Origin of the sequence: Pantoea sp. E2023-21 (assembly GCF_051302795.1) — a bacterium.
Taxonomy (GTDB): Bacteria; Pseudomonadota; Gammaproteobacteria; order Enterobacterales; family Enterobacteriaceae; genus Pantoea; species Pantoea ludwigii_A.
In genome coordinates, this window is record NZ_CP195344.1 from 2754601 (window position 1) to 2775529 (window position 20929).

22 protein-coding genes are annotated in these 20929 nt (G+C 55.3%); 6 read left to right on the plus strand and 16 right to left on the minus strand.

Annotated elements, in window-relative coordinates:
- The 10 genes from dagF to pmbA all read right to left on the minus strand — a co-directional run bounded on the left by dagF (nt 1) and on the right by pmbA (nt 7650).
- Nucleotides 1-738, minus strand: coding sequence for a 2-dehydro-3-deoxy-phosphogluconate aldolase (gene dagF / locus ACRQ84_RS12855; RefSeq protein WP_483816290.1), 738 nt, complete (start codon nt 736-738; stop codon nt 1-3).
- The gene (locus tag ACRQ84_RS12860) at nt 735-1856 is read right to left on the minus strand and encodes a DgaE family pyridoxal phosphate-dependent ammonia lyase (protein ID WP_483816291.1); all 1122 of its coding nucleotides are present in this window, start codon (nt 1854-1856) and stop codon (nt 735-737) included. Before ACRQ84_RS12860 ends, dagF begins: the two co-directional genes overlap by 4 nt.
- On the minus strand, nt 1840-2973 hold the full coding sequence (locus ACRQ84_RS12865; RefSeq protein ID WP_064738409.1) for an amidohydrolase/deacetylase family metallohydrolase: 1134 nt from the start codon (nt 2971-2973) through the stop codon (nt 1840-1842). The genes ACRQ84_RS12860 and ACRQ84_RS12865 overlap by 17 nt, the downstream gene beginning before the upstream one ends.
- Before the next feature lie 116 nt (nt 2974-3089).
- Nucleotides 3090-3737: a DUF4310 family protein gene (locus tag ACRQ84_RS12870; RefSeq protein WP_064738408.1), complete on the minus strand. Its 648-nt coding sequence runs from the start codon at nt 3735-3737 to the stop codon at nt 3090-3092.
- A 12-nt stretch (nt 3738-3749) separates the two neighbouring features.
- Nucleotides 3750-4526 carry a DUF4311 domain-containing protein gene (locus ACRQ84_RS12875; protein ID WP_007892190.1) on the minus strand — a complete coding sequence of 259 codons (777 nt, stop codon included), beginning with the start codon at nt 4524-4526 and terminating at the stop codon, nt 3750-3752.
- A 53-nt stretch (nt 4527-4579) separates the two neighbouring features.
- Nucleotides 4580-4879, minus strand: a complete 300-nt coding sequence (locus tag ACRQ84_RS12880) for a DUF4312 family protein (protein WP_483816292.1) — start codon at nt 4877-4879, stop codon at nt 4580-4582.
- Nucleotides 4880-4881: 2 nt separating this feature from the next.
- The gene (locus tag ACRQ84_RS12885; protein WP_008103553.1) at nt 4882-5238 is read right to left on the minus strand and encodes an SFCGS family glycine-rich protein; all 357 of its coding nucleotides are present in this window, start codon (nt 5236-5238) and stop codon (nt 4882-4884) included.
- Nucleotides 5239-5255: 17 nt separating this feature from the next.
- On the minus strand, nt 5256-5594 hold the full coding sequence (locus ACRQ84_RS12890) for a glycine dehydrogenase (protein WP_483816293.1): 339 nt from the start codon (nt 5592-5594) through the stop codon (nt 5256-5258).
- Between the two features lie 253 nt (nt 5595-5847).
- Nucleotides 5848-6237 (minus strand): cytochrome b562, encoded by a 390-nt coding sequence (gene cybC, locus ACRQ84_RS12895; protein WP_483816294.1) that lies wholly within the window; start codon nt 6235-6237, stop codon nt 5848-5850.
- A 72-nt stretch (nt 6238-6309) separates the two neighbouring features.
- On the minus strand, nt 6310-7650 hold the full coding sequence (gene pmbA, locus ACRQ84_RS12900) for a metalloprotease PmbA (RefSeq protein WP_483816295.1): 1341 nt from the start codon (nt 7648-7650) through the stop codon (nt 6310-6312).
- Between the two features lie 116 nt (nt 7651-7766).
- Between pmbA and yjgA the strand changes: the two genes are divergently transcribed.
- The gene (yjgA, locus tag ACRQ84_RS12905; protein ID WP_064738403.1) at nt 7767-8309 is read left to right on the plus strand and encodes a ribosome biogenesis factor YjgA; all 543 of its coding nucleotides are present in this window, start codon (nt 7767-7769) and stop codon (nt 8307-8309) included.
- 86 nt (nt 8310-8395) lie between these two features.
- Here yjgA and mpl read toward each other — a convergent pair whose 3' ends face one another.
- Nucleotides 8396-9751: a UDP-N-acetylmuramate:L-alanyl-gamma-D-glutamyl-meso-diaminopimelate ligase gene (gene mpl / locus ACRQ84_RS12910; RefSeq protein ID WP_064738402.1), complete on the minus strand. Its 1356-nt coding sequence runs from the start codon at nt 9749-9751 to the stop codon at nt 8396-8398.
- A gap of 166 nt (nt 9752-9917) precedes the next feature.
- On the opposite strand from mpl, the gene fbp reads away from it, so the two are divergent.
- Entirely contained in the window at nt 9918-10925 is a 1008-nt protein-coding gene (gene fbp / locus ACRQ84_RS12915; RefSeq protein ID WP_064738401.1) for a class 1 fructose-bisphosphatase, read from the plus strand.
- Nucleotides 10926-10952: 27 nt separating this feature from the next.
- Here fbp and ACRQ84_RS12920 read toward each other — a convergent pair whose 3' ends face one another.
- Entirely contained in the window at nt 10953-11231 is a 279-nt protein-coding gene (locus ACRQ84_RS12920) for a helix-turn-helix domain-containing protein (protein WP_064738400.1), read from the minus strand.
- A 91-nt stretch (nt 11232-11322) separates the two neighbouring features.
- Here ACRQ84_RS12920 and ACRQ84_RS12925 point away from each other — a divergent pair, with 91 nt between their 5' ends.
- On the plus strand, nt 11323-11595 hold the full coding sequence (locus tag ACRQ84_RS12925; protein ID WP_483816296.1) for a helix-turn-helix domain-containing protein: 273 nt from the start codon (nt 11323-11325) through the stop codon (nt 11593-11595).
- Between the two features lie 101 nt (nt 11596-11696).
- Here the strand turns inward: ACRQ84_RS12925 and ACRQ84_RS12930 are convergent, their stop codons facing one another.
- Nucleotides 11697-13259 carry a methyl-accepting chemotaxis protein gene (locus ACRQ84_RS12930; protein ID WP_483816297.1) on the minus strand — a complete coding sequence of 521 codons (1563 nt, stop codon included), beginning with the start codon at nt 13257-13259 and terminating at the stop codon, nt 11697-11699.
- A 168-nt stretch (nt 13260-13427) separates the two neighbouring features.
- Here ACRQ84_RS12930 and ACRQ84_RS12935 point away from each other — a divergent pair, with 168 nt between their 5' ends.
- From ACRQ84_RS12935 to ppa, 3 genes are all read left to right on the plus strand, one after another.
- The gene (locus ACRQ84_RS12935; RefSeq protein WP_064738398.1) at nt 13428-13844 is read left to right on the plus strand and encodes a lysozyme inhibitor LprI family protein; all 417 of its coding nucleotides are present in this window, start codon (nt 13428-13430) and stop codon (nt 13842-13844) included.
- Nucleotides 13845-13914: 70 nt separating this feature from the next.
- Nucleotides 13915-14364 carry a DUF441 domain-containing protein gene (locus tag ACRQ84_RS12940; RefSeq protein ID WP_064738397.1) on the plus strand — a complete coding sequence of 150 codons (450 nt, stop codon included), beginning with the start codon at nt 13915-13917 and terminating at the stop codon, nt 14362-14364.
- Nucleotides 14365-14464: 100 nt separating this feature from the next.
- Nucleotides 14465-14995, plus strand: coding sequence for an inorganic diphosphatase (gene ppa, locus ACRQ84_RS12945; protein ID WP_007892166.1), 531 nt, complete (start codon nt 14465-14467; stop codon nt 14993-14995).
- A gap of 56 nt (nt 14996-15051) precedes the next feature.
- On the opposite strand, the gene ACRQ84_RS12950 is transcribed toward ppa, so the two are convergent.
- Genes ACRQ84_RS12950 through tamA form a run of 3 tightly spaced genes read right to left on the minus strand, consistent with a single transcriptional unit; the run spans nt 15052 to nt 20908 of the window.
- On the minus strand, nt 15052-15399 hold the full coding sequence (locus ACRQ84_RS12950; protein WP_064738396.1) for a gamma-glutamylcyclotransferase family protein: 348 nt from the start codon (nt 15397-15399) through the stop codon (nt 15052-15054).
- Between the two features lie 2 nt (nt 15400-15401).
- Nucleotides 15402-19172, minus strand: a complete 3771-nt coding sequence (gene tamB, locus ACRQ84_RS12955; protein ID WP_483816298.1) for an autotransporter assembly complex protein TamB — start codon at nt 19170-19172, stop codon at nt 15402-15404.
- Nucleotides 19169-20908 (minus strand): autotransporter assembly complex protein TamA, encoded by a 1740-nt coding sequence (gene tamA / locus ACRQ84_RS12960; RefSeq protein WP_483816299.1) that lies wholly within the window; start codon nt 20906-20908, stop codon nt 19169-19171. Before tamA ends, tamB begins: the two co-directional genes overlap by 4 nt.
- Between the last annotated feature and the right edge of the window lie 21 nt (nt 20909-20929).

The following is a 20929-nucleotide window of genomic DNA, read 5'->3' on the forward strand; positions in this document are numbered from 1 at the left end:
TTACAGCAGTTTCTTGCACGTTGCCAGAAGCTGACGCACATCGTCAATGCGCGTATCGCCGGTTGCGCTATCGATAATCGAACTGTAGACGTGTGGGATCACTTTGCTGACACCGGCATCGAGCGCAATGCGCACAATCTCTTCGAAGTTGTTGAGATCGATACCGCCGGTTGGCTCCAGCCAGAAGTCGTGACGCGCACAGGCTTCCGCCACCGCACGATACTCATTCACCGCCTTCAGCCCGCCCATCGGGAAGTACTTTACCGAGCTGCCACCCATGTCCTGCAGCATGGCGATGGCGCTGTCAATCGGCACAATCGCGTCGGTGCCCTGCGAGCTGCGCGGCCCGGTAGAGATTTTCACCATCCCCGGCGTGCCGGTAGGTGAAATCAAGCCATTCACCACGGTGTGGCTCTGGCCGAGCAGCGCACGGCTGGTCGCCACGCCAGTGAATACCTGATTGACGTGCTGCGGTTGCAGCACCGCCGAGATTTCACTCACCATCGCCGACTGGTTCGGATCGCCCGCGCCCAAACCTACAGAGAGCGCATTGTCGATCAGTGCAGCATACTCGCGCATATCGGCAATCGCTTCGTCATTGCTGGCATAGTTTTTTGACAGCACGCCCACCAGCACATGGCCTTCCGCCGCCTGCCAGATTTCTTTGGCATTCTGCTTCGAACCGGCCAGCACATTCAGGCACAGGCGGCCCTGATAGAAATTCGGGTTGAGACTCATGCGCGTGTTCCTCCGCTGATCAACGCCTGAATAGCGCTAAAGATGATGTGCAGCTGATCGGCGCTGACGCTGCGCACATCGGCTTCGATGATGCCTTCGTTGGCTTTGTAGCCACGGAAATAGATGGCGATGTCGCCGGTTTTCAATGCCTGCACCAGCTCGCCGGTCGGCCAGCCGGTGACCGCTTCATCGAACTTGATTTCAGCACGCGCGATATCGCGTCCCGCCGCATCCCACACCACGCGCGCGGTGACACCGTTCAGGGTGTTGAGGTTGTCGATGAAAGGCGTCATGTTGGTCACCATCTCGGCACCGCTGGTTTTCGGCTGCACCAGATAGTTTTCAATCGCCTGCGTCAGGCCGAGAATGCCCTCTTTGCCGACTTTCATCGCGCGACCAATGCCATTGCTCTGGCGTTTCACCCATTCAACGTACTGTGTGCGACCAATCACCAAGCCGCTGGTCGGCCCTTCAATTGCTTTGGCACCGCTGTAAATCACTAAATCAGCGCCCATTTGGTAGTAACACTGCAAATCTTCTTCAGCTGCCGCATCAACGATCAGTGGAATGCCGTGTTTACGCGCAACAACCGCCGCCTGCTCAACGCTGAGATGGCTTTTCTGCACGCAGTGGTGCGATTTGATATACATCAGCGCCGCCGTGGTCGGCGTGATCGCTGCCGCCAGCTGCTCTGGCGAACATTCATTGCTGTAACCGGCTTCGATCAAGCGACCGCCGCCCAGTGCCACCATGCTGCCAACCGGCGCGCCAAAGTTCACGTTGTGCCCTTTTGGCACCACGATATCGTGCGGCACGCTGAGCGGCGCGGCGTGCAGATTCTCCAGCAGCCAGTCGTTATCTTTAACGATCACCGCCGCCACGCTCTGCGCAATGCCCGCCGAGGCGCACGACACCACCACCGCGTTTTCTACGTCCAGCAGTTTGGCGATGTAAGCGCCAGTCTTGTTGACCAGATCTTTCATCTCGAAGTAATGATTCAGACCGTAGCTGACGGTATCCACCACATCCGCAGACGGCGTGGAAACGCCCAGAATAGTCATGCGGCCCGAGGCATTGATGACCTGCTTCAGGTCATATTTTTCATAAATCGAAGACATGATTCGCTTTCCCTTCATCAGTCAGATGCCAGTGACCCGCGATAACCACGGCCAGCGGCAGCACATGTTGTTCACCCATCACCCGCTCGCCTTCAGCATCGACGAACGGGCGGGCTTCCTCTTTGACGGTAAAAATGGTCAGGTCGGCGTCATAACCTGCGGTTAAGCGCCCTTTGCCCGCCAGACGCAGACCAGCAGCGGCATTAACGGTGACGCACGCGATGATTTGCGGCAGCGTCATGCCAATGCTGAAGAATTTCGACATCACGTGCGCCAGGCTGTGTACCGGGCCGTTGATGCGGTTACGACAGTAAATATCGGAGCTGATGGTGTCGGGCAGAATGCCCTGCGCGATCGCCTGACGCGCCACCTCGAAGCTAAAGCTGGCGCCGCCGTGACCGATATCCAGCTTCACGCCACGCGCAATGGCATTTTTTACTGCCGCTTTCAGCTCGCCCTGCGGCGATAAGATGCGGTTTGGTTTGCCGTTGAAGCAGTGGGTGATGATGTCGCCAGAGGTCAGCAGATCGGCGATCTCTTCCAGCACCGGCGGGTTATTGCCGATGTGTACCATCAGCGGCAAATTGCCCGCCGCCTGCTGAATGGCCTTGGCACGCACCAACGGCTGAATGCCGTTTTCGCCCACCACGCTGCTGCTCATACGGGCTTTCAGGCCGACGATAAAATCGGGGCGGCGTTTCACCGCCTGTACCACCGCCTCGCCATCGATCTGTGCCATATCGGCCAGCTCGTTTTGCGTCACAATGCCGGTGCGCGAGATGTTAATCAGCGCACGTACTTCGGTGGTGGCCGAACGCGTGAGCTGGTAAAAGTCGTCGATATCATCTGCGCCGGTGCTGCCTGCATCCACCACGGTGGTGACGCCTTGCGCCATGCCAATGGTGTCGGCTTCGTCGTGATAAATCGGAGATTTGGGATAACAGTGCACGTGGCTATCAATCCAGCCAGCGCTGACGTAGTAGCGTCCCGCGAGATCGCGCTCCTGCTGTGCCGCGCCGCTCACCTCGCCGACGGCGGCAATTTTGCCGTGCTGGATCGCAATATCTACCAGCTGTTCATCGCACAGACGGGCGCGGCGCAGAATCAGATCAAACATGTTTACTCCTATACTGCGATTGTTGCCAGGTGCGCATGAATGCGCACCCTACATGACTGAAAATGCGCACCCAACATGTAGGGTCGCCATTTATGGCGACCGTTCTATCAGCCGCATTACAGCGAAATCGGGAACATCGCACCTAACACCATCGCGCCCAGAATCGCGCCACCGGTAATCGGCTTATTCCACAGGTAGAACAGCAGCGCGCCGACCAGCGAACCGAGACCGATGGGAATCGATGCGGCCATGGCAGACAGGATAATCAACGGCCCAAGGAAGCGGCCTGATGCGTTACCCGCGCCCATCATCACGTCTGCACCGTACGTCGAGTCGCTCTGGTTGATGGTGAACTTACGCGCCAGGATGATCAGATAACCAATCGCTAACCCCACCACCAAACCGGTGGCCAGCGAGGCGGCGAAGTTGGCGACCGGGAACACGATGCCCGCACCGAGCAGCAGCGCGGGCACGCCGAGGCCGACGCCAGTCTGGATCGCACCGCCGATATCGAGAATCCCTACCAGCGAACCTTCGATAATGCGTGCGAACAGGAAGCTGGCACCAAATGCCGCGACCGCGCCATACACGCCGGTCTCCATACCGGAACGCAGCATGGAGACAAACGCCACTTCGTTAAACGCACCAATGCCGTACAGGTAATACATGTGGGTACCGGCAAACACGCCGGAGGAGAGCAGGCCAACAAAAATCGGGAAAGACCAGTCGGCGTACCAGAACCCTTTGTTTTCGTTCTCGTTCATGCTGATGGCTCCTTATTTGCCGCTGACGCTGTTGTGGATCATATCCAACCAACCCGGAATACCCAGCTGGAAGGATTGCAGCAGTTTCATATCGAAACCGCGGAAGAAGCCACTCAGGGCAAACAGCAATACGATGGCAAACATCATCACCTTGGTGACTTTGTTCCAGCCGCTCTCTTCCACGCCTTTACCGATCAGGATGCCCAGCACCAAACCCGGTACGGCATTGCCCATGATCAGCTGCGCCAGACCGCCAAAGATGGTGGCCCAGAAACCTGATTTCTTACCGGCATCAATCGCGGCCAGCCAGAAAATCACCGGCATCACGGTGTTCACCAGCAGGTTAGCCGCCGGCACCAGCACTTTGACGGCGGTGACTTGCAGCGCCGCCGGCACCGCCGACGCGGTGCTGTTAAGGAAGGCCACCACAATCATGCCGATGATGCCGCAGGCAATCGCCATGCGTTTCGGGTTATGCAGCGTTTCGGCCACGTTACGATTCTTCACCATCAATGCTGCCGCGCCCCAGTTCGGCAGGATGCGGTGGTCAACGTCCTGCGTGAAGGAGCCTGCCGCAACGGATGATGCCCAGGCGTTAAAGAAGAAGCCGAGACCAAAGGAGAAGTGCGATGCCGGATCGCCTTCACAGGAATTGAGTTCACCCAAGGTACGGAACGCGCCCATACCTTGCGTGGTCGGGGCGTGGAACATGCGCGCTGCGCCTGCTCCCACCCCAACACCAACCAATCCGCCAATGATTAACGACTTAAACAAAATGATTAAAAACATGATGTTGACCCTTTGTTGTCGTTTTTACCCTACATATTTAGATGCTGGGATGATTAGGGTGTCGCCGTGAACGTGATGTTCTCGGTGTCGATCACGGTGACGCTAACGGTAATGTCCAGCTCAACGCTGTAACTCCGTCGCTCACGCGCGAGGAAGAAGAAGAGAAACTTCTCCTTTCGCACGCTCTCCTGCGCGCGCAGCACCCGCACATCCATAGGTTCAATGCGCAACAGAATCTTTTGGCTGGTGCGCAGCACTTGCTGCTGCACCTTGCTCAGCGCATCGGCAAAGGCTTTTGCTTTACTGTCGCCTTTGCCCTGCACCGTTACCTGCGTCTCATATTGCTGTTTCATGCTTAGCTGCCGTGTTTTTTAGTCCAGGCCTGCACCAGACGCTCACCCAGCTCTTCTTTATCCATAAAGCCAAAGCCCAGCACGGTGGCACCTTCATTGATGGCGGTAACCCCTTCGTCAATTGAGCGCATGCCGTGTTTGGCTTTGTAGCCATATTTGTTCTGCGCGGTAATAGCGCCCGCACCGCCGCTGCCGCAGAAGGAGATGCCGAAGTCAGCGTTTTCCGCTTTCATCACGTCACCCAACTTCATGTCGGCTGCCACGCCCGGCACCACCACCGCACGACCACCCGCTTTCTCAATACCCGCGGCTACTTTCTGACCTTTACCCAGACGATCGCCAATCACTACAGTTACCATGTTCAATTCCTCGCAATTTATGCTTCGTTCGCTTTCGCCACTTCGATATGGACCGATAACAGCCAGGCTTCTTCTTTTGGCAGATTGCCAAACAGATCCACCACCTGATGCGCCAGCGCCATGGTTTGCGGCGAGATATCTTCAAACAGTTCAGCCTCGACCTCTGGCAGCGCTTCACCCGTCAGGGAGCGCGCTGCCATCGCACGGACATGCGAAGCCAGCATCTGCTGCTGTACGGCATTGGCTTCGATGTGGTGTGCGGTGTAGATCGCGGCAATTTGGCTTAACACATTATCCGCCAGCGCCTGAATCGCTTCCGGCGTGCTCGGTTTCAGCGGGACAGCTTCACTCCTCACCTTGTTACTCCTGTTTACAGCGGACAATTACAGATAATTCGCGTTGAAAAGAAATTACGCTTTCCGCTACAGGCTGTTGAGACGCATCTTTTCCACCTCAAAGTGGAAATCCCACGGGCGGGTGTGCGCCAGATCTCAGGACGCACGAAGTGTGCGAAATCGGTCACAAAATGCGATAAATGATGGGTTTATGTGGATTCAAACGGTGAAAAGGCAAGAAGGGATAAGACCAGCCGTTGGGCTGGCCGGGTTATCAGCGGAATTTCTTATGGTTGGCGTTGCGAATCTCTTCCAGTTTCTTCGCTTCGGTTTTGGCTTCATCCAGCTTGTTGGCCTGCGCTAACTTATCGACCACGTCGATTTGCGCAATCAGCGAATCCAGACCGGCATGGTAATCCTTGATCTGCGCGCTATCGGCCGCCTGACCTTCCAGTTTTTCCGGCGTAGATTGCTTAGCATCCGTTGCCGCCTGGCGCATTTTGCCTAACGCGGTGTGCATTTCCTGCGCGTCAGAGGTTTTTTTCACCACGCTCAGCCCCTCCTTGAGCGCATCCATATCTTTTTCCAGATCGGCCGCAAACACGTTAGCCGAGGAGAACAACAGCGACAAAGACAACATTGCGATCAAATGCTTATTACGCATTGGTATTTCCTTTTATTATTGTCGGGCGAAAAAAAAGCAGCCTCTTGGGCTGCTTTCAGAAAGCGATGACTCTTATTGTCCGGCGATTTTCATCTCCGGCAGCAGCACCGAACCGCATTGTATATTGCTGCGGGTTTCAATGTCGTTACCGACGGTTACCATATTGAGCCACATATCCTTAAGGTTTCCGGCGATTGTGATCTCGCTCACAGGGTATTGAATCTCACCGTTTTCCACCCAGAAACCGGATGCACCACGTGAATAGTCGCCGGTCATACCGTTGATGCTGGAACCCATCATCTCGGTGACCACCAAACCGGTCCCCATCTGCTTCAGCATATCGTCGAAGCTATGGCCCTGGCCGGCAATACGCCAGTTATGAATACCGCCCGCGTGGCCGGTGCTTTGCAAGCCCAGCTTGCGCGCCGAGTAGCTGGTCAACAGCCAGTTTTGCAGCACGCCATCTTTAATGATGTCACGCGATTGCGTGCGCACGCCTTCGCTGTCGAACGGCGTGGACGCCAATCCTTTCAGCAGGTGCGGATGCTCTTCAATGGTGAGCCATTCCGGCAGAATCTGCTTACCGAGTGAATCGAGCAGGAAGGTGGATTTACGATAGACGCTGCTACCGCTGATCATGCCAACCAGATGACCAAACAAACCGGTCGCCACTTCCGGCGCGAAGATCACCGGCGCTTTCATGGTCGAGAGCTTGCGTGGCGCCAGACGTGCCAGCACGCGACGCGCGCACTCTGCACCCACCCAATCGGCGCTTTTCAAATCGTCAAAGGAGCGGCCAATGGTGTAGGCGTAATCACGCTCCATGTTGCCATCCTGCTCAGCAATCACGCAGCTGGAGAGCGAATGGCGGCTGGAGCAGTAGCTCTGCAACATGCCGTGGCTGTTACCAAAAACTTTGATTCCCACGTGGCTGTTGAAACTGCCGCCTTCGGTATTGGTGATGCGCTTGTCGGCCTGCAGCGACGCTTGTTCCGCCTGAGCAGCCAGCTCGATAGCGCGATCGGCATCGATCTCCCACGGATGGTAGAGATCGAGATCCGGCGCGTCAAACGCCAGCAGATCGGGATCGGCTGGTGCGCCAAAAGGATCCACTGAGGTGTAGCGCGCAATGTCGATCGCCGCCTGCACGGTGCGTTTGATCGCATCCGGGCTGAGATCGGTTGATGAGGCGCTGCCTTTACGGTTTTGATGGTAGACGGTGATGCCGAGCGCACCATCGCTGTTGAATTCGACGTTTTCCACTTCGCCATAACGGGTACTGACGCCGATGCCGGTGGTTTTGGTGACCGCCACTTCAGCGCCATCGGTGCTGGCTTTTGCCAATTCCAACGCCTGCGCGACAGCCTGTTCCAACACTTTACGTTGTTCTGCAACCTGAGTAGATACGTTCATCGACCTGCCGTCTAATCTTAAGTATGAATGAATTGAGTCTATCAGACTCAGAGAACAATTTCGCAGTCGCCCGATAAACTGGTAGGATTAGCCTCTTTTTTTTAGGGAGCCAAGAGATGACCAAGCAGCCCGAAGACTGGCTCGACGATGTGCCGGATAATAATGACGAAGAAGATGAAGAGATTATCTGGGTCAGCAAAAGCGAAATTAAACGCGATGCCGAAGAGCTGAAACGCCTTGGTGCCGAGCTCGTTGACCTGGGGAAAAACTCCCTCGACAAAATCCCCCTCGACGAACAACTGCGCGACGCGATTGAACTGGCGCAGCGCATCAAGAAAGAAGGCCGTCGCCGTCAGTTACAGCTGATCGGTAAGATGCTGCGCTCCCGCGATGAAGATCCGATTCGCCAGGCGCTGGATAAGCTGAAGAACCGTCACAACCAGCAGGTTGCGCTGTTCCATAAGCTCGAGATATTGCGCGATCGTTTGATCGAGCAAGGTGATGACGCGGTAGCAGAAGTGTTTAACCTCTATCCGCACGCCGATCGTCAGCAACTGCGCAGCATGATCCGTAATGCGCAGAAAGAGAAAGCCACCAATAAGCCGCCTAAATCCGCCCGCCTGATTTTCCAGTATCTGCGCGAGCTGGCAGAAGCTTAAGTCTGCTGCGGACATGAAAAAGGTCGGCACGAATGCCGACCTTACAACGGTACATCGTAGGGTGGCCATTAATGGCCACCGCACAATTACCGCCCTAACCGCTCCAGCAGTTTCTGGTGAATCCCACCAAACCCGCCGTTACTCATCACCAGAATCGAATCGCCTGGCTGAGCTTTCTTCGCCACCATTTCTACCAGCGTATCGATATCCGCGCTCCACTGCGCCGGCTGGATGCACGCCTCGGCCACGTCGGACACCTGCCATGGAATGTGATGGGGCTGGAACAGGAACACTTCATCTGCGCGTCCCAGCGACGGCGCCAGCTCGTTCTTGCTCACGCCCATCTTCATGGTATTTGAGCGCGGCTCAAGCACCGCCAAAATGCGCGCCGTGCCGCCGACTTTACTGCGCAGCGCCGCCAGCGTGGCCAGAATCGCGGTAGGATGATGAGCGAAATCGTCATACACCTTGATGGCATTCACTTCACCGCGCAGTTCAAGACGACGGCGGGCATTAATGAAACTGCTCAGCGCTTCACCGGCATCCACCGGCTTCACCCCAACGTGACGTGCCGCCGCAATCGCCATCAGGCCATTGTGCATGTTGTGCTCGCCCACCAGCGCCCAGTTCACTTCGCCGACTTTCTCGCCGTCGAGCCACACTTCCCAGTGTGAGGAGTCCGGCGTGAGCTTTTTCGCCTGCCAGTGACCGTTGTCGCCCACGGTTTCCTGCTCGCTCCAGCAGCCCATCGCCATCACTTGCTTGATGTTGTTGTCGTGCTCCGGCAGCAGGATCTTGCCCTGGCCCGGCACGATGCGGATCAAGTGATGGAACTGCTTCTGGATAGCGCGCAGATCGTCAAAAATATCCGCATGATCGAATTCGAGATTATTGAGAATCAGCGTGCGCGGGCAGTAATGCACAAACTTGGAACGCTTGTCGAAGAACGCGCTGTCGTACTCATCCGCCTCGATGACGAAGAATGGACTTTTTCCTAATTTTGCTGAAACCTCGAAGTTTCCTGGCACACCACCGATGATAAAGCCCGGTTCAAGGCCGCAAGCCTCGAGAATCCACGCTGCCATGCCGGCTGTAGTGGTTTTACCGTGGGTTCCCGCCACCGCCAGCACCCAACGATCGCGCAGCACGAAATCGTGCAGCCATTGCGGGCCGGAGAGGTAAGGAATGTTGCGTTCCAGTACCGCTTCCACACAAGGATTGCCGCGCGTCATCGCGTTACCAATGATCACCAGATCGGGTTGCGGATCGAGCTGGCTGGCATCATAACCTTCCGTTAATTCAATGCCTTGCTGTTCCAGCAACGTGCTCATCGGCGGATAGACATTGGCGTCTGAACCGGTAACGTCGTGTCCCAGCGAGCGCGCCAGCATTGCCAGTCCGCCCATGAAAGTGCCACAAATCCCGAGGATGTGAATACGCATAAAGAGATCCATTACTCAAAAGTTCGGCGCACAGTGTAACGCCGAGTTGCGAGGGAAGAAACGGATTAGGACTATGGTTTTTAAAGTTCAATCGGCTAAACTGCGCTCATACGTTGGTAGCTTGTTACAGCTGCTGCCACTCCATCGTAGATGCAGGGAATGTGTTATGAAAACGTTAGGCGAATTCATCGTCGAGAAGCAACACGACTTTCCACACGCCACAGGTGAACTGACGGCGCTGATTTCTTCCATTAAGCTTGGCGCTAAAATTATCCACCGCGATATCAACAAAGCGGGTCTGGTGGATATTCTGGGTGCCAGCGGCGTGGAAAACGTGCAGGGTGAGCAGCAGATGAAGCTTGATCTGTTCGCAAATGAAAAGCTGAAAGCCGCCCTGAAAGCGCGCGGCGTGGTTGCCGGTATCGCGTCTGAAGAAGAAGATGAATTCGTCATCTTCGAAGGTTCAGAAAATGGCAAATACGTCGTGTTAATGGATCCACTGGATGGTTCTTCGAATATCGACGTTAACGTTTCCGTCGGCACCATTTTCTCTATCTACCATCGTATCAGCGAGCCGGGTACGCCAATCACCGAAGCCGATTTCATGCAGCCAGGCAACAAGCAGGTTGCTGCCGGTTATGTGGTTTACGGTTCTTCCACCATGATGGTTTACACCACCGGTGTGGGCGTGCATGCGTTTACCTACGATCCGTCGCTCGGTGTCTTCTGCCTGAGCCACGAGCGCATGACCTTCCCGGAGCAGGGTTACACTTACTCCATTAACGAAGGTAACTACATTCGCTTCCCACAGGGCGTGAAGAAATACCTGAAGTTCTGTCAGGAAGAAGATATCGCCACCAAGCGCCCGTACACCTCGCGCTATATTGGTTCCCTGGTGGCGGATTTCCACCGCAACCTGCTGAAAGGCGGCATCTATCTTTATCCAAGCACCGCAAGCCATCCGCAAGGTAAGCTGCGTCTGCTGTATGAATGCAACCCGATGGCCTTCCTGGCAGAGCAAGCGGGCGGTAAAGCCAGCGATGGCGCGAATCGCATCCTTGACATCCAGCCAGAAACGCTGCATCAGCGCTGCCCGTTCTTCTGCGGCAACGACTCGATGGTGGGTGACGTTGAGCGCTTTATCCGTGAGTATCCGGACAATCATTCGGCGTAAGTGACATCCCGCATTGCCAAGCCCGCCTTAGTGCGGGTTTTTTGTTTTCATATTCCTGATCCTGGCCTGACGATCAATGAGCGCGCCATCTTCCGCATAATAGCGACTTGGCCAAATTTCGGCGGGCGAAATACCAATCGCTTCGGCAATTAATAATTCCCCTTTTGGCCATGGCCGCACTAATGCATTGGCGAGGGTGGTTGAGCATAATCCAGATTGTCGCGATACCGCCGCCATTGACGTTCCTTTCTTTCGCAGAGCAGCAATAATATCGGCAGGATGCCAGTCTGGTTTCGAATTATTCACGCAACTCTCCTTAGTCCGCTTATCCGTTCTATTTACGATACTACGTTACTCGTAGTATCTGACAAGCAGTAAATCTACGATTCTCGTAGCCATGAAATCGACCTCCTCTCTCCAGCTAACCTTCCAACGACGCTTAAAACAAGCGCGTCTGGCTAAAGGCTTGTCGCAGAAAGGATTGGGGATGGCCGCGGGAATTGATGAGTTTGTTGCCAGTACGCGAATTAATCGTTACGAGAATGGAATTCATCAGGTTGATTTAGATACCGCTCAGAGATTGGCGGATGTATTAGGAATACCTGCCGCCTATTTTTACGCGGAAGATGATGCATTAGCGGAAAAAATTCGCACGCATAATAATAATTAAATAACGGCCTATTGATTCACTGCATTTAAATACGCTTTGCGATTATTTGATTGTTGGGTCGCTATTTATAGCGACCCACTTTATTTCACGTATTTACTTTATTACGCCGCAGCAACCCGAAATTGCGCCATCGAATCCTGCAACTGCTGCGACTGCGCTTCCAGCGACTGCGTTGCGGCACTGGCTTCTTCAACCAATGCAGCGTTTTGCTGCGCGGCTTCATCCATCTGCGTCACCGCCTGATTCACCTGTTCAATACCGCGACTTTGCTCTTCCGAGGCGATGGAAATCTCTTTCATCAGCGTGGTGACACGCATTACTTCGCTGGAGATTTCATCCATGGTTTCGCCTGCGCGCGTAGCCATGTCGCTGCCCTCTTTCACCCGCGTTTGCGATTCCGCAATCAGCTCACGAATCTCTTTGGCGGCGGTAGCGCTACGGCCCGCCAGCGTACGCACTTCATTGGCGACCACGGCGAAGCCGCGACCTTGTTCACCTGCACGCGCCGCTTCGACCGAGGCATTCAGCGCCAGGATGTTGGTCTGGAAGGCGATGCCATCAATTACGCTGAGGATGTCGCCGATACGATTGGAGCTTTGGGTAATCTCCTGCATCTTCTCCATCACGTAGCCCACCACTTCGGCACCGCGGTCGGCGCTGTCAGAGACATTGCTGGCGAGCTGATTGGCCTCTTTGGCATTGCTGGCATTGAGACGCACGGTGGCGGTGAGCTGCTCCATGCTGGCAGCGGTTTGCTCCAGCGAGGCGGCTGACTCTTCGGTACGCTGGGAAAGATGCACGGTGCCAGCGGCTAACTCGCGACTGCCCACATCAATCTGCAAGCTGGCTTCGCGCACCTGGCTTACCGAACTGCTCAGCGCCAGCTGCATATTCGCTAACGCCTGATTGAGGCGGCCTAACTCATTTTTCCCGGCCGCTGGCAGCGGCTGTGACAAATCGCCTGCGGCAATTTGCTCCAGATGCACAATCGCGCCGTCGAGTGGACGCAGCAACAGACGACGCAGCAGTTGCCACGCCAGCGCAATCAGCAGCAAGGTCAGGGCCACTGAAACACCAATCAGAATCTGCAGCTTCAGCTCATCATGTGCTGCCTGCGCAAGGCGCGTCGCGGAAACATCATCGGCGTACACGCTAAAATCATTGACCGCTTTCGAGTAACTGGCCGCCAGCGCCGATTGTTTGCCTTCCAGCACCTGATAATATTCGTCGGTGTACTGTTTTTTCAGAGCATCAATCATCGGTGTGATGCCCTCTTTCTCGTACGCGTTATAGGTCGCGACAACGGCATCAGCCAGCGTTTTACCGTGCGCGGTGACCGTTCCGGCATCCACAAAGGCTTGCAAATACTTATGTGAACTCTCTACCGCAGCCTGGGTTTGTTTGGTGATCACATCCCCGTCATCCAGTAAACCAATTTCAATTTTACGCACCGCCAGCGCAGCGTTGGCGCGAGCCCGCATCAATTCAGAACGACTTTGATACAAACTGTTGAGCTCAACCCCCTGAATGCGGTTGAGCGCATCCAACGATTGATTACCTGCGTTGATAGCAGAAATCCCCATCGCGCTCACCGCCAGTAGCAGCAGCGTCATAAAAGCCAAGAGCGTGAGTAATGCAGTACGAATAGATAGCTGTTTGATCATGATCATCCCCGTTTGCAAGAAAAGGCAAAATCCGCTGGCCCTAAAACGGAGAGATTATCGGCAGTTGATCGCAGAAACTTTATCCGGCATTGATGGTCAATCTGCTGACGATCACATACGCTTCAGTTTTACTGAACTCTGCCCCCGCAAAATTTAAGGAATGAAACAATGAAAAAATGGCTCCCAATGGCGTTTTTACTGGCAAGTGGTTTCGCCACGGCACAGCAGCAGAATCCTATCGATCAGCAGCTCGACCAGTGTATGAATAAGGAATCCACCACCCTTGGTATGTCGCAATGCTATGGCACAGCCAGTAAGGCGTGGGATAAAGAGATGAATGCGCAGTACACGCAAGCGATGAAAAAATTAACCGGCGAGCCTAAAGACAAATTGCGCAACGCCCAACGTGCATGGCTGACGTATCGCGATAACTGGCTGGATGCCAGCCGCAGCTATTTCATGAGCAGCCAGGGCACGATGGCCGCGCTCTCGGTCGGTGCGCAGGGTGTCAGTCTGGTGCGTAATCAGGCCCTGATGTTGCAATCAATTAACAAAGGCAGTTGCGCCAACCCCGACGATTGTTGATTAATGTAAGCGTTTAATACGCTTAGCGCTGGTAACAGCCAGCGCGCCCATCAATCTGCAGGGAGAAATCATGGCTGCTTATGCCTCCACCATCATTCTTGTTTGCCTCGCCGTCCTCAGCTATTTCGTTCATAACAGCGCCGTTACCATTTCGATTCTAATCCTGCTGGCGATTAAGCTCACCCCGCTGTCGCAGTTCTTTCCCTATGTGGAAAAACAGGGCATTCAAATCGGCATCATTATTTTGACCGTTGCGGTAATGGCGCCGCTGGCCAGCGGTACGCTGCCGGCATCTTCGCTGCTGAAATCGTTCGCTAACTGGCAATCAATTATCGCGATTGTGGTGGGCATTTTTGTTGCCTGGCTTGGCGGACGCGGCGTGAACTTTATGAGCGTGCAGCCGTCGGTAATTGGTGGGCTGCTGATTGGTACGGTGATTGGTGTAGCCTTCTTTCGCGGTGTACCGGTTGGACCACTGATTGCTGCGGGTATCGTCTCGTTGTTTGTCACCGCGAAGTAGCGGGTTGGAGCATTCTGAAACGCCAAAAAGGGGGCATACTTTCAGAGTCAGTTGGCTATAATAGCCGTCACTCAACATATGACTAATGAAGGAAAGCCAGATGAGTTTGAACCAGGTGCCTGCAGGTAAAGAGTTGCCAGAAGATATCTATGTTGTCATCGAGATCCCGGCGAATGCCGATCCGATCAAATATGAAGTCGACAAAGAGTCTGGCGCCCTGTTTGTAGACCGTTTCATGTCTACCGCCATGTTCTATCCGTGCAACTACGGTTATATCAACCACACGCTGTCTCTGGATGGTGACCCGGTTGACGTACTGGTGCCAACCCCATATCCGCTGGTGCCGGGCTCCGTTATCCGCTGCCGTCCCGTTGGCGTGCTGAAAATGACCGATGAGTCTGGCGAAGATGCCAAACTGGTTGCGGTTCCACACACCAAGCTGAGCAAAGAGTACGATCACATCAAAGATGTGAACGACCTGCCAGAACTGCTGAAAGCGCAGATCACCCACTTCTTCGAGCACTACAAAGATCTGGAAAAAGGCAAATGGGTCAAGGTTGACGGCTGGGATAACGCAGAAGCGGCTAAAGCTGAAATCATCGCCTCTTACGAGCGCGCGCAGAAGAAATAAGTTTCTTTTCTGCCAGCCATAAAAAAACACCGTCCAATGGACGGTGTTTTTATTTGTTAGCTATCGCCATCGCGCCTTAGCCAGTCGCCGCTCGCAATGTGCGTGCGACCTGCAATGGAGCGTTGATAGACATACAGCCAGGCACTGCCGTAAGGCGTCTGAATAAGCTGGCGCTTGTATTCGCCATTTTTGGTGCGCAAGGCATCAAGTTCGCCGAGCGTGCTGGCGTCAATGCGATACACCTCGCAATAGACGCTACCTTCTCCTTCCACCACGCCCGGATAGTGACCCAGATTGTAGAGATCAAACCCCACAATCTGATGGTCGCCGAGCCACTGCGCATTCGTCATCCAATGACTGTTTCCCTGTTTGCGCCGTAAACTGCCGTAGACAATTATTCGCATTGCTAAAACTCAAACTGATAGAGCAAATCCAGTGCCTGATCGAGACCTGACACGGCTTCTAAATAGAGTTTGGGCATCAGGCGATAACGCAAGGTTAACGTCGCCAGTGAATCAAATATGCCAACACCGTATTTTACTTGTAGACCCGGCAACACGTAACCACTCACCTGCACCTGCTGGCTATCACCTACGCCAGCGGTATCAACTGCCAGATTACTGACGCCGAAGGTCTCGCCGATTTTACCCACAACCTGACCACTTTGCGCAACCCCCAATCCAACAAGGGCGGAAGTTAATGCGTTACTGTCGCCATCGCTGTTGAGTCCCTGACCGCGTAACAGGTAAGAAAGCGCTTCCTGCTGCGACATCGCCGGATCGGAGAACACTTCCACTTTCGGCTCATCCGCCAGCCCGGTTACACGCAATCCGGCGGTGACATCGTCTTCAGTGGCCTCTGGATTACGGATCGCCTCAAGGTTGACGTAAGGTTGATCCGGCGGACCGGCAAACTGCAACTCACCTTTGCGCACCACCAGATCCTGACCATACGCATGGAAGCGACCGGACGGGATATTGATCTGACCGTTTAAGCCAAGGCCATTTTTATCCTGCACCAGTTTGAGATCGCCATTCAGCTTGGCTTTCAGTCCAAATGCCGAGAGACGCACATCATTACCAACGTGGATCACCAGATTACTGTTGATCGGAATGGCGGCGGTTTTCGGCGCAATCGGCTTGAGGTTTTGATCCAGCATCACTTCATCCGACGAGACGCCGGTGGCGCTTTCCGGCACTTCCTGCACGGTAATGCGCGCCCACGGAATATCCACTTTGCCATCAAGACTGAACGCCGCTGGTGTGGCTTCAAAAACCAGATCCGGCGAGACATCCATGCGCACCATGGGTGGCACCGTGACGCGGATGCGGCTGCCCTGAGCGGCGACGCGTGCGCGCCAGTTGTCCAGCTGGCTCCAGTCGGCATTACCGCTCAGGTTAAGATTGCCCTGCGCTGTCTGAATCATGCCGTTGAGCGTTGAGCTCATGCCGTTGAACACCATGTTGAGATTGGCAGCGGTGAGATCGACCGGCATAAAGCTGCCGTCCACATCCACGTCGCTCAGCCCCAACTGACCAAATACCTGCGGCTGTTGCAGCGTGCCGCCAAGGCGCAGATTGCTGTTCAGGTTGCCTTTGATCTTCTCGCCCTGCATCAGCGCCGGATTCAACATCGCCAGCGAAATGTTACTGATGCCGATGTTGCCTGACAGCTGACGACGATTTTCAGGATCGGCGATCTGCACATTGCCGCTCAGTTGGCCGTTATTAACGATATGAATCAGCCAATCCAGCTGGGCCCGACCGTTTTTCAGCGCTGCATTCAGATTCAGCGTGTCGAAGGCGATCGGCAAGGTGTTGCCCTGCACGTCCTGTTCCACTTTCACGCCGTTGCCTTTCAGCGCTAGCGTGCCGGTCGGCAGCGCGCCGTCAGCGGTCCAGTTGACGCGCGCATCACCGCTGAACACGCCGTTCAGTTTGGTCGCATCGGTGAGAAACGGTTTGATCATCGCCAGATCAAAACGATTGAGCACCACATGCGCATGTCCGCTGGCACCCGCTTCAATCGGTTCCGGTACGCACAGCTGAGCGTTCGGGTTCTGCCAGCAGTGCGGCCCGATGGTCGCGGTTTGCTTGCTGTTGAGGTAATCGATCGCCATCGCGCGCGTCAGGCGCCATTCGCCTACCGGCGTGTCGAAACGCGTATTGTTGAGATTGCCCTGCCAGCGCTCAGTTTTGCGATCAAAGCTGCCGTTAAGCGCCAACTGACCGGAAACCGGTTCGCCCTGCACCTCGAGCTTCAGCTGATGCTGCTTTTCGTTGCCATCGGCGTTGAGAGTCAGCAGATTCACTTTTAGCGCATCCTGCTGCAGCTGTTCCACGCGCAGTTGCAACTTCCCGGCGATTTGATCGCTGGATTTCACATCGCCCTGCAACGCCACACGACGAATTTGCAGTTGCTGCCAGCGCAAACCGGTTGCCGTAAGATCGGCCAGCAGCTGCGGTGCCTGCAAGGTGCCGCGCGCTTTGATGGTACCTTTGGCTACGCCGCCCAGTCCCGGCAGCGCGTTATCCAGATTCGGCGCATCAATGTTAGCGTCGAGATTGAGCGTATCCCCCAGCTCGCCCTTCACGTCCAGATGGTTGCGGCCCAGCGCAATATTCAGGCCGGGCACCTTCCACTGGTTGTAGCTGTTGCCGGTCAACGTACCTTTGGCGCTTACTGCGTTCTGCTTGACGTTACCTTTCAGCTCCAGCTGCGGCACGCTGAGCTGCCAACTGCCGCCGTACAGGCTGCCGCGCGTGGCGATTTTTCCTTCCAGCTTCGCTGGCCAATCCGGATACTGTTTGGCGGTGTTGATGCCTGAGAGCGTCAATTCACTGCGCCAGCTGATGGCTTTGCTCCAGTCCACCAGCGCCGTCAGATCGATATTGCCCTGCAGCGCCGCAACCCGCAGCTTATCGAGATTGAACTGCTGTACGTTGCCTTTGCCGTCCAGCGCAATCGTGGCGGGTGGCACACCTTCGCCCTTCACTGCGGTGCGCAGTGACATGACGTAATCGGTGGCTTTGCCTTTGAACTGATAATCGAGGTTATCCGCCTGATACTGCACCGCACCGGTCAGCGGCCAGCGCAGTTGCGGGCTGGTAAGTTTCAACGCCAGCGGCAAACCGGCTACGGCAGGTTGTGCCGTTGCATCCAACTGTGCGCGTACTGGTCCGGAGAGATTCAGTCCCAGTTTCAGTTCATCGCGCATTGCACCCGCGAGGTTCATTTTGATCTTCTCGCCCTTGATCGGGTCGAGATTAAGCGTGCCGTTTAACGCGAAATTCACCGGCCAGTTGTCGGCCAGCGTCGCTTCCCCACTGGCGTTGACTTGCCCTTGCGGCGAATCGACATCAAAGGTTTCCAGCTGCAGATGGCGATCGGCGGTTTTGGCTTTCAATAACAGGCGCGTAATCGATACATCAGTATCGCCGGTAATGCGCAGCTGTTCACCCAGCAGTTCCTGCACGGTGATATCCAGCGGCAGCTGGAAGTCCGGCATTTCCGGTAACAGCGGCTTAGCAAACATTGCCTGCAGCGTTTCACCCAGCGGTTTTTCATCCGGCTGCGGCTGCTGCACTTTTGGCTGCACCACTTGTTCATCCACCACGTTGGCGGCTTTTGGCAGCGCGATCAGCAGGCTTTGGATATGGGTTGGCGTCAGCGTCAGTGCGCGATCCTGCCACTGCAGGCCAGTGGTGAAATCGAGCAGTGAAATCGCCGTATCGTCAACTTTAACGTTGATGTTATGCAGGCCGACTTTGCTCAGCGTGATCGGATACGGCGTGCTGAGATTGGTGCTGCCGCTCTCCTCTTCTGGCGGCGGCGCGCTGGCAGGCGCCATTTTTTTGCTGTCCACCACCACGCTGACATCCTGCAGCGCGATGTCATTCACACACACCGATGAATGCAACAGACAGTTGAGATTCAGCGCCAGATGGAAACGTCCCGCATCCACGTTGACGCCTGGCATTTCATACTTCACGCCGCTTAGCGTCAGGTCGCGCCAGCCCCCTTCAACCTGCTTGATCGACAACCCTGGCACCCAACGATCGGCGCCTTTCAGCAGCAGATGCAAACCTGGCGTGGTGCCAACCAGAAACGCGATGCTGCCAACCAGCAGCACCAGAAAAATACCGATACCAATCAGGACCTTTTTCCACAGCTTCATAGTTCAGGCCCCAATCCTACATAAAATTGCAATCCATGCTCCTTGTCGTCGCCAATCGGCCGCGCGATATCAAACTTGATTGGCCCTACCGGAGAAGACCAGCGCACGCCGAAGCCGGCGCCGGTTTTAACGTTGCTCTGTTTGATGTCGTTAACCGCTTCACCGGAATCGACGAACACCGCGCCCCACCATTTTCCGGTCACGTTGTATTGATATTCGAGCGAGCCGGTGACCATTTTCGAGGCGCCGGTCAGCTTGCCGTCGTCATCGCGTGGCGAAACGTCTTTGTATTTGTAACCGCGAATACTGCGATCGCCACCGGCGAAGAAGCGCAGATCCGGCGGCACTTTGTCGAAATCGTTGGTTTCGATCCAGCCGAGATTGCCACGCGCCACAAAGCGATGTTTGTCGGCAAGGGTACGAATCCAGACGTTTTGCGCCTGCATGATGACGAAATCAACGTCCGAACCCCAAGTGGTATCCGACACGTCAACCGAGTAACGCTGCGAATCACCCCACGTCGGCATTAAACCGCCGCGCGAACGGGTGCGGTTCAGGCTGACGCCCGGATAGAGCAACATGGTGGTGTTGGTGACGCTGGCTTGGGTAAAGTGATCGAGGCTCCAGCGCAGGTTAATCGCCTTCTGCCATCCGCTGCTGCTGTCCCAGTTACGTGACATCGCCAGCGTGGTGGTATCGGCTTTGGTGTCGTTGAGATCGGTGCGCTTCACGCCGCCGGAGAAGGTGTAATACTGCTCCAGCGGACTTTTCAGCAGCGGGACTTTGTAACTGAGATCGAGCTGCTGCTCCGGCGCAGAGACATAGGCGCTGGCGGCCAGACTGTGGCCGCTGCTGTTGATCCACGGTTTTTTCCACGTACCTTTAATACGCGGCCCCACATCGGTGGAGTATCCGACGCCGGTTTCAATGGTGTTTTCTACGCGTGGTGAGACCACAGCATTCAGCGGCAACACTTTGGTTTGGCGGCCTTTATCAAATTCAGGCGCCACTACCACCGAGTTGAACCAGCCGGTCGCCGACAGGCGGCGGTTGAGTTCCGCCAGATCGCGCGAGCTGTAGTGATCGCCCTTTTTGAACGGCACCAGATTTTGCAGATAGGCTTCGTCGATTTGCGAACCCTGGAAACTGACATCGCCAAAACGGTAACGCGGGCCGCTATCGTAGTTGATGTCCCAGAAGGCTTCGCGTCGTTCGACCGAAACGCCAAGCTGGCTTTGCTTAAAGTCACCGTCGAAGTAACCATTACGCAATGCCAGGCTGGAGAAACCGTTTTTGAATTTGTCGTAGGCGCCGTGATTCAGCTGCGTACCCACTTTCGGCCTGCCCTGTTTGACCCAAGCTTGATAATCCGCGTTAGTTCGGGCTTCACCTTCAATCACGATGGTGCTGCCGCCAATCTTTACCGGTTCGCCGGGCGTGACGTGGGCGATCAATACCGGACGACCACCTTGCGGCGGTGCCGGGCGCGATTCGAAATCGATCTGGGGCTCGTAATAGCCCAGCGCGCGCAAGCCTTCCTTGATCGCTTCCGCGACGCGCGCCTGGAAACGGCCGTCATTCGACACCTCGTCACTGCCAATAGTGGACAAGCGCGCTCTGACGTTCTTCTGCAAATCCCCGGTCAGACCATCCAGCTGCAAGCGCACTTTTGCTGCCTCAACGGCAGGTGCAGCAAGCAACAGGCTGGCCAAACAATAAACATGAAATCGTGGCACACGTACTCCTGTTAATAATGC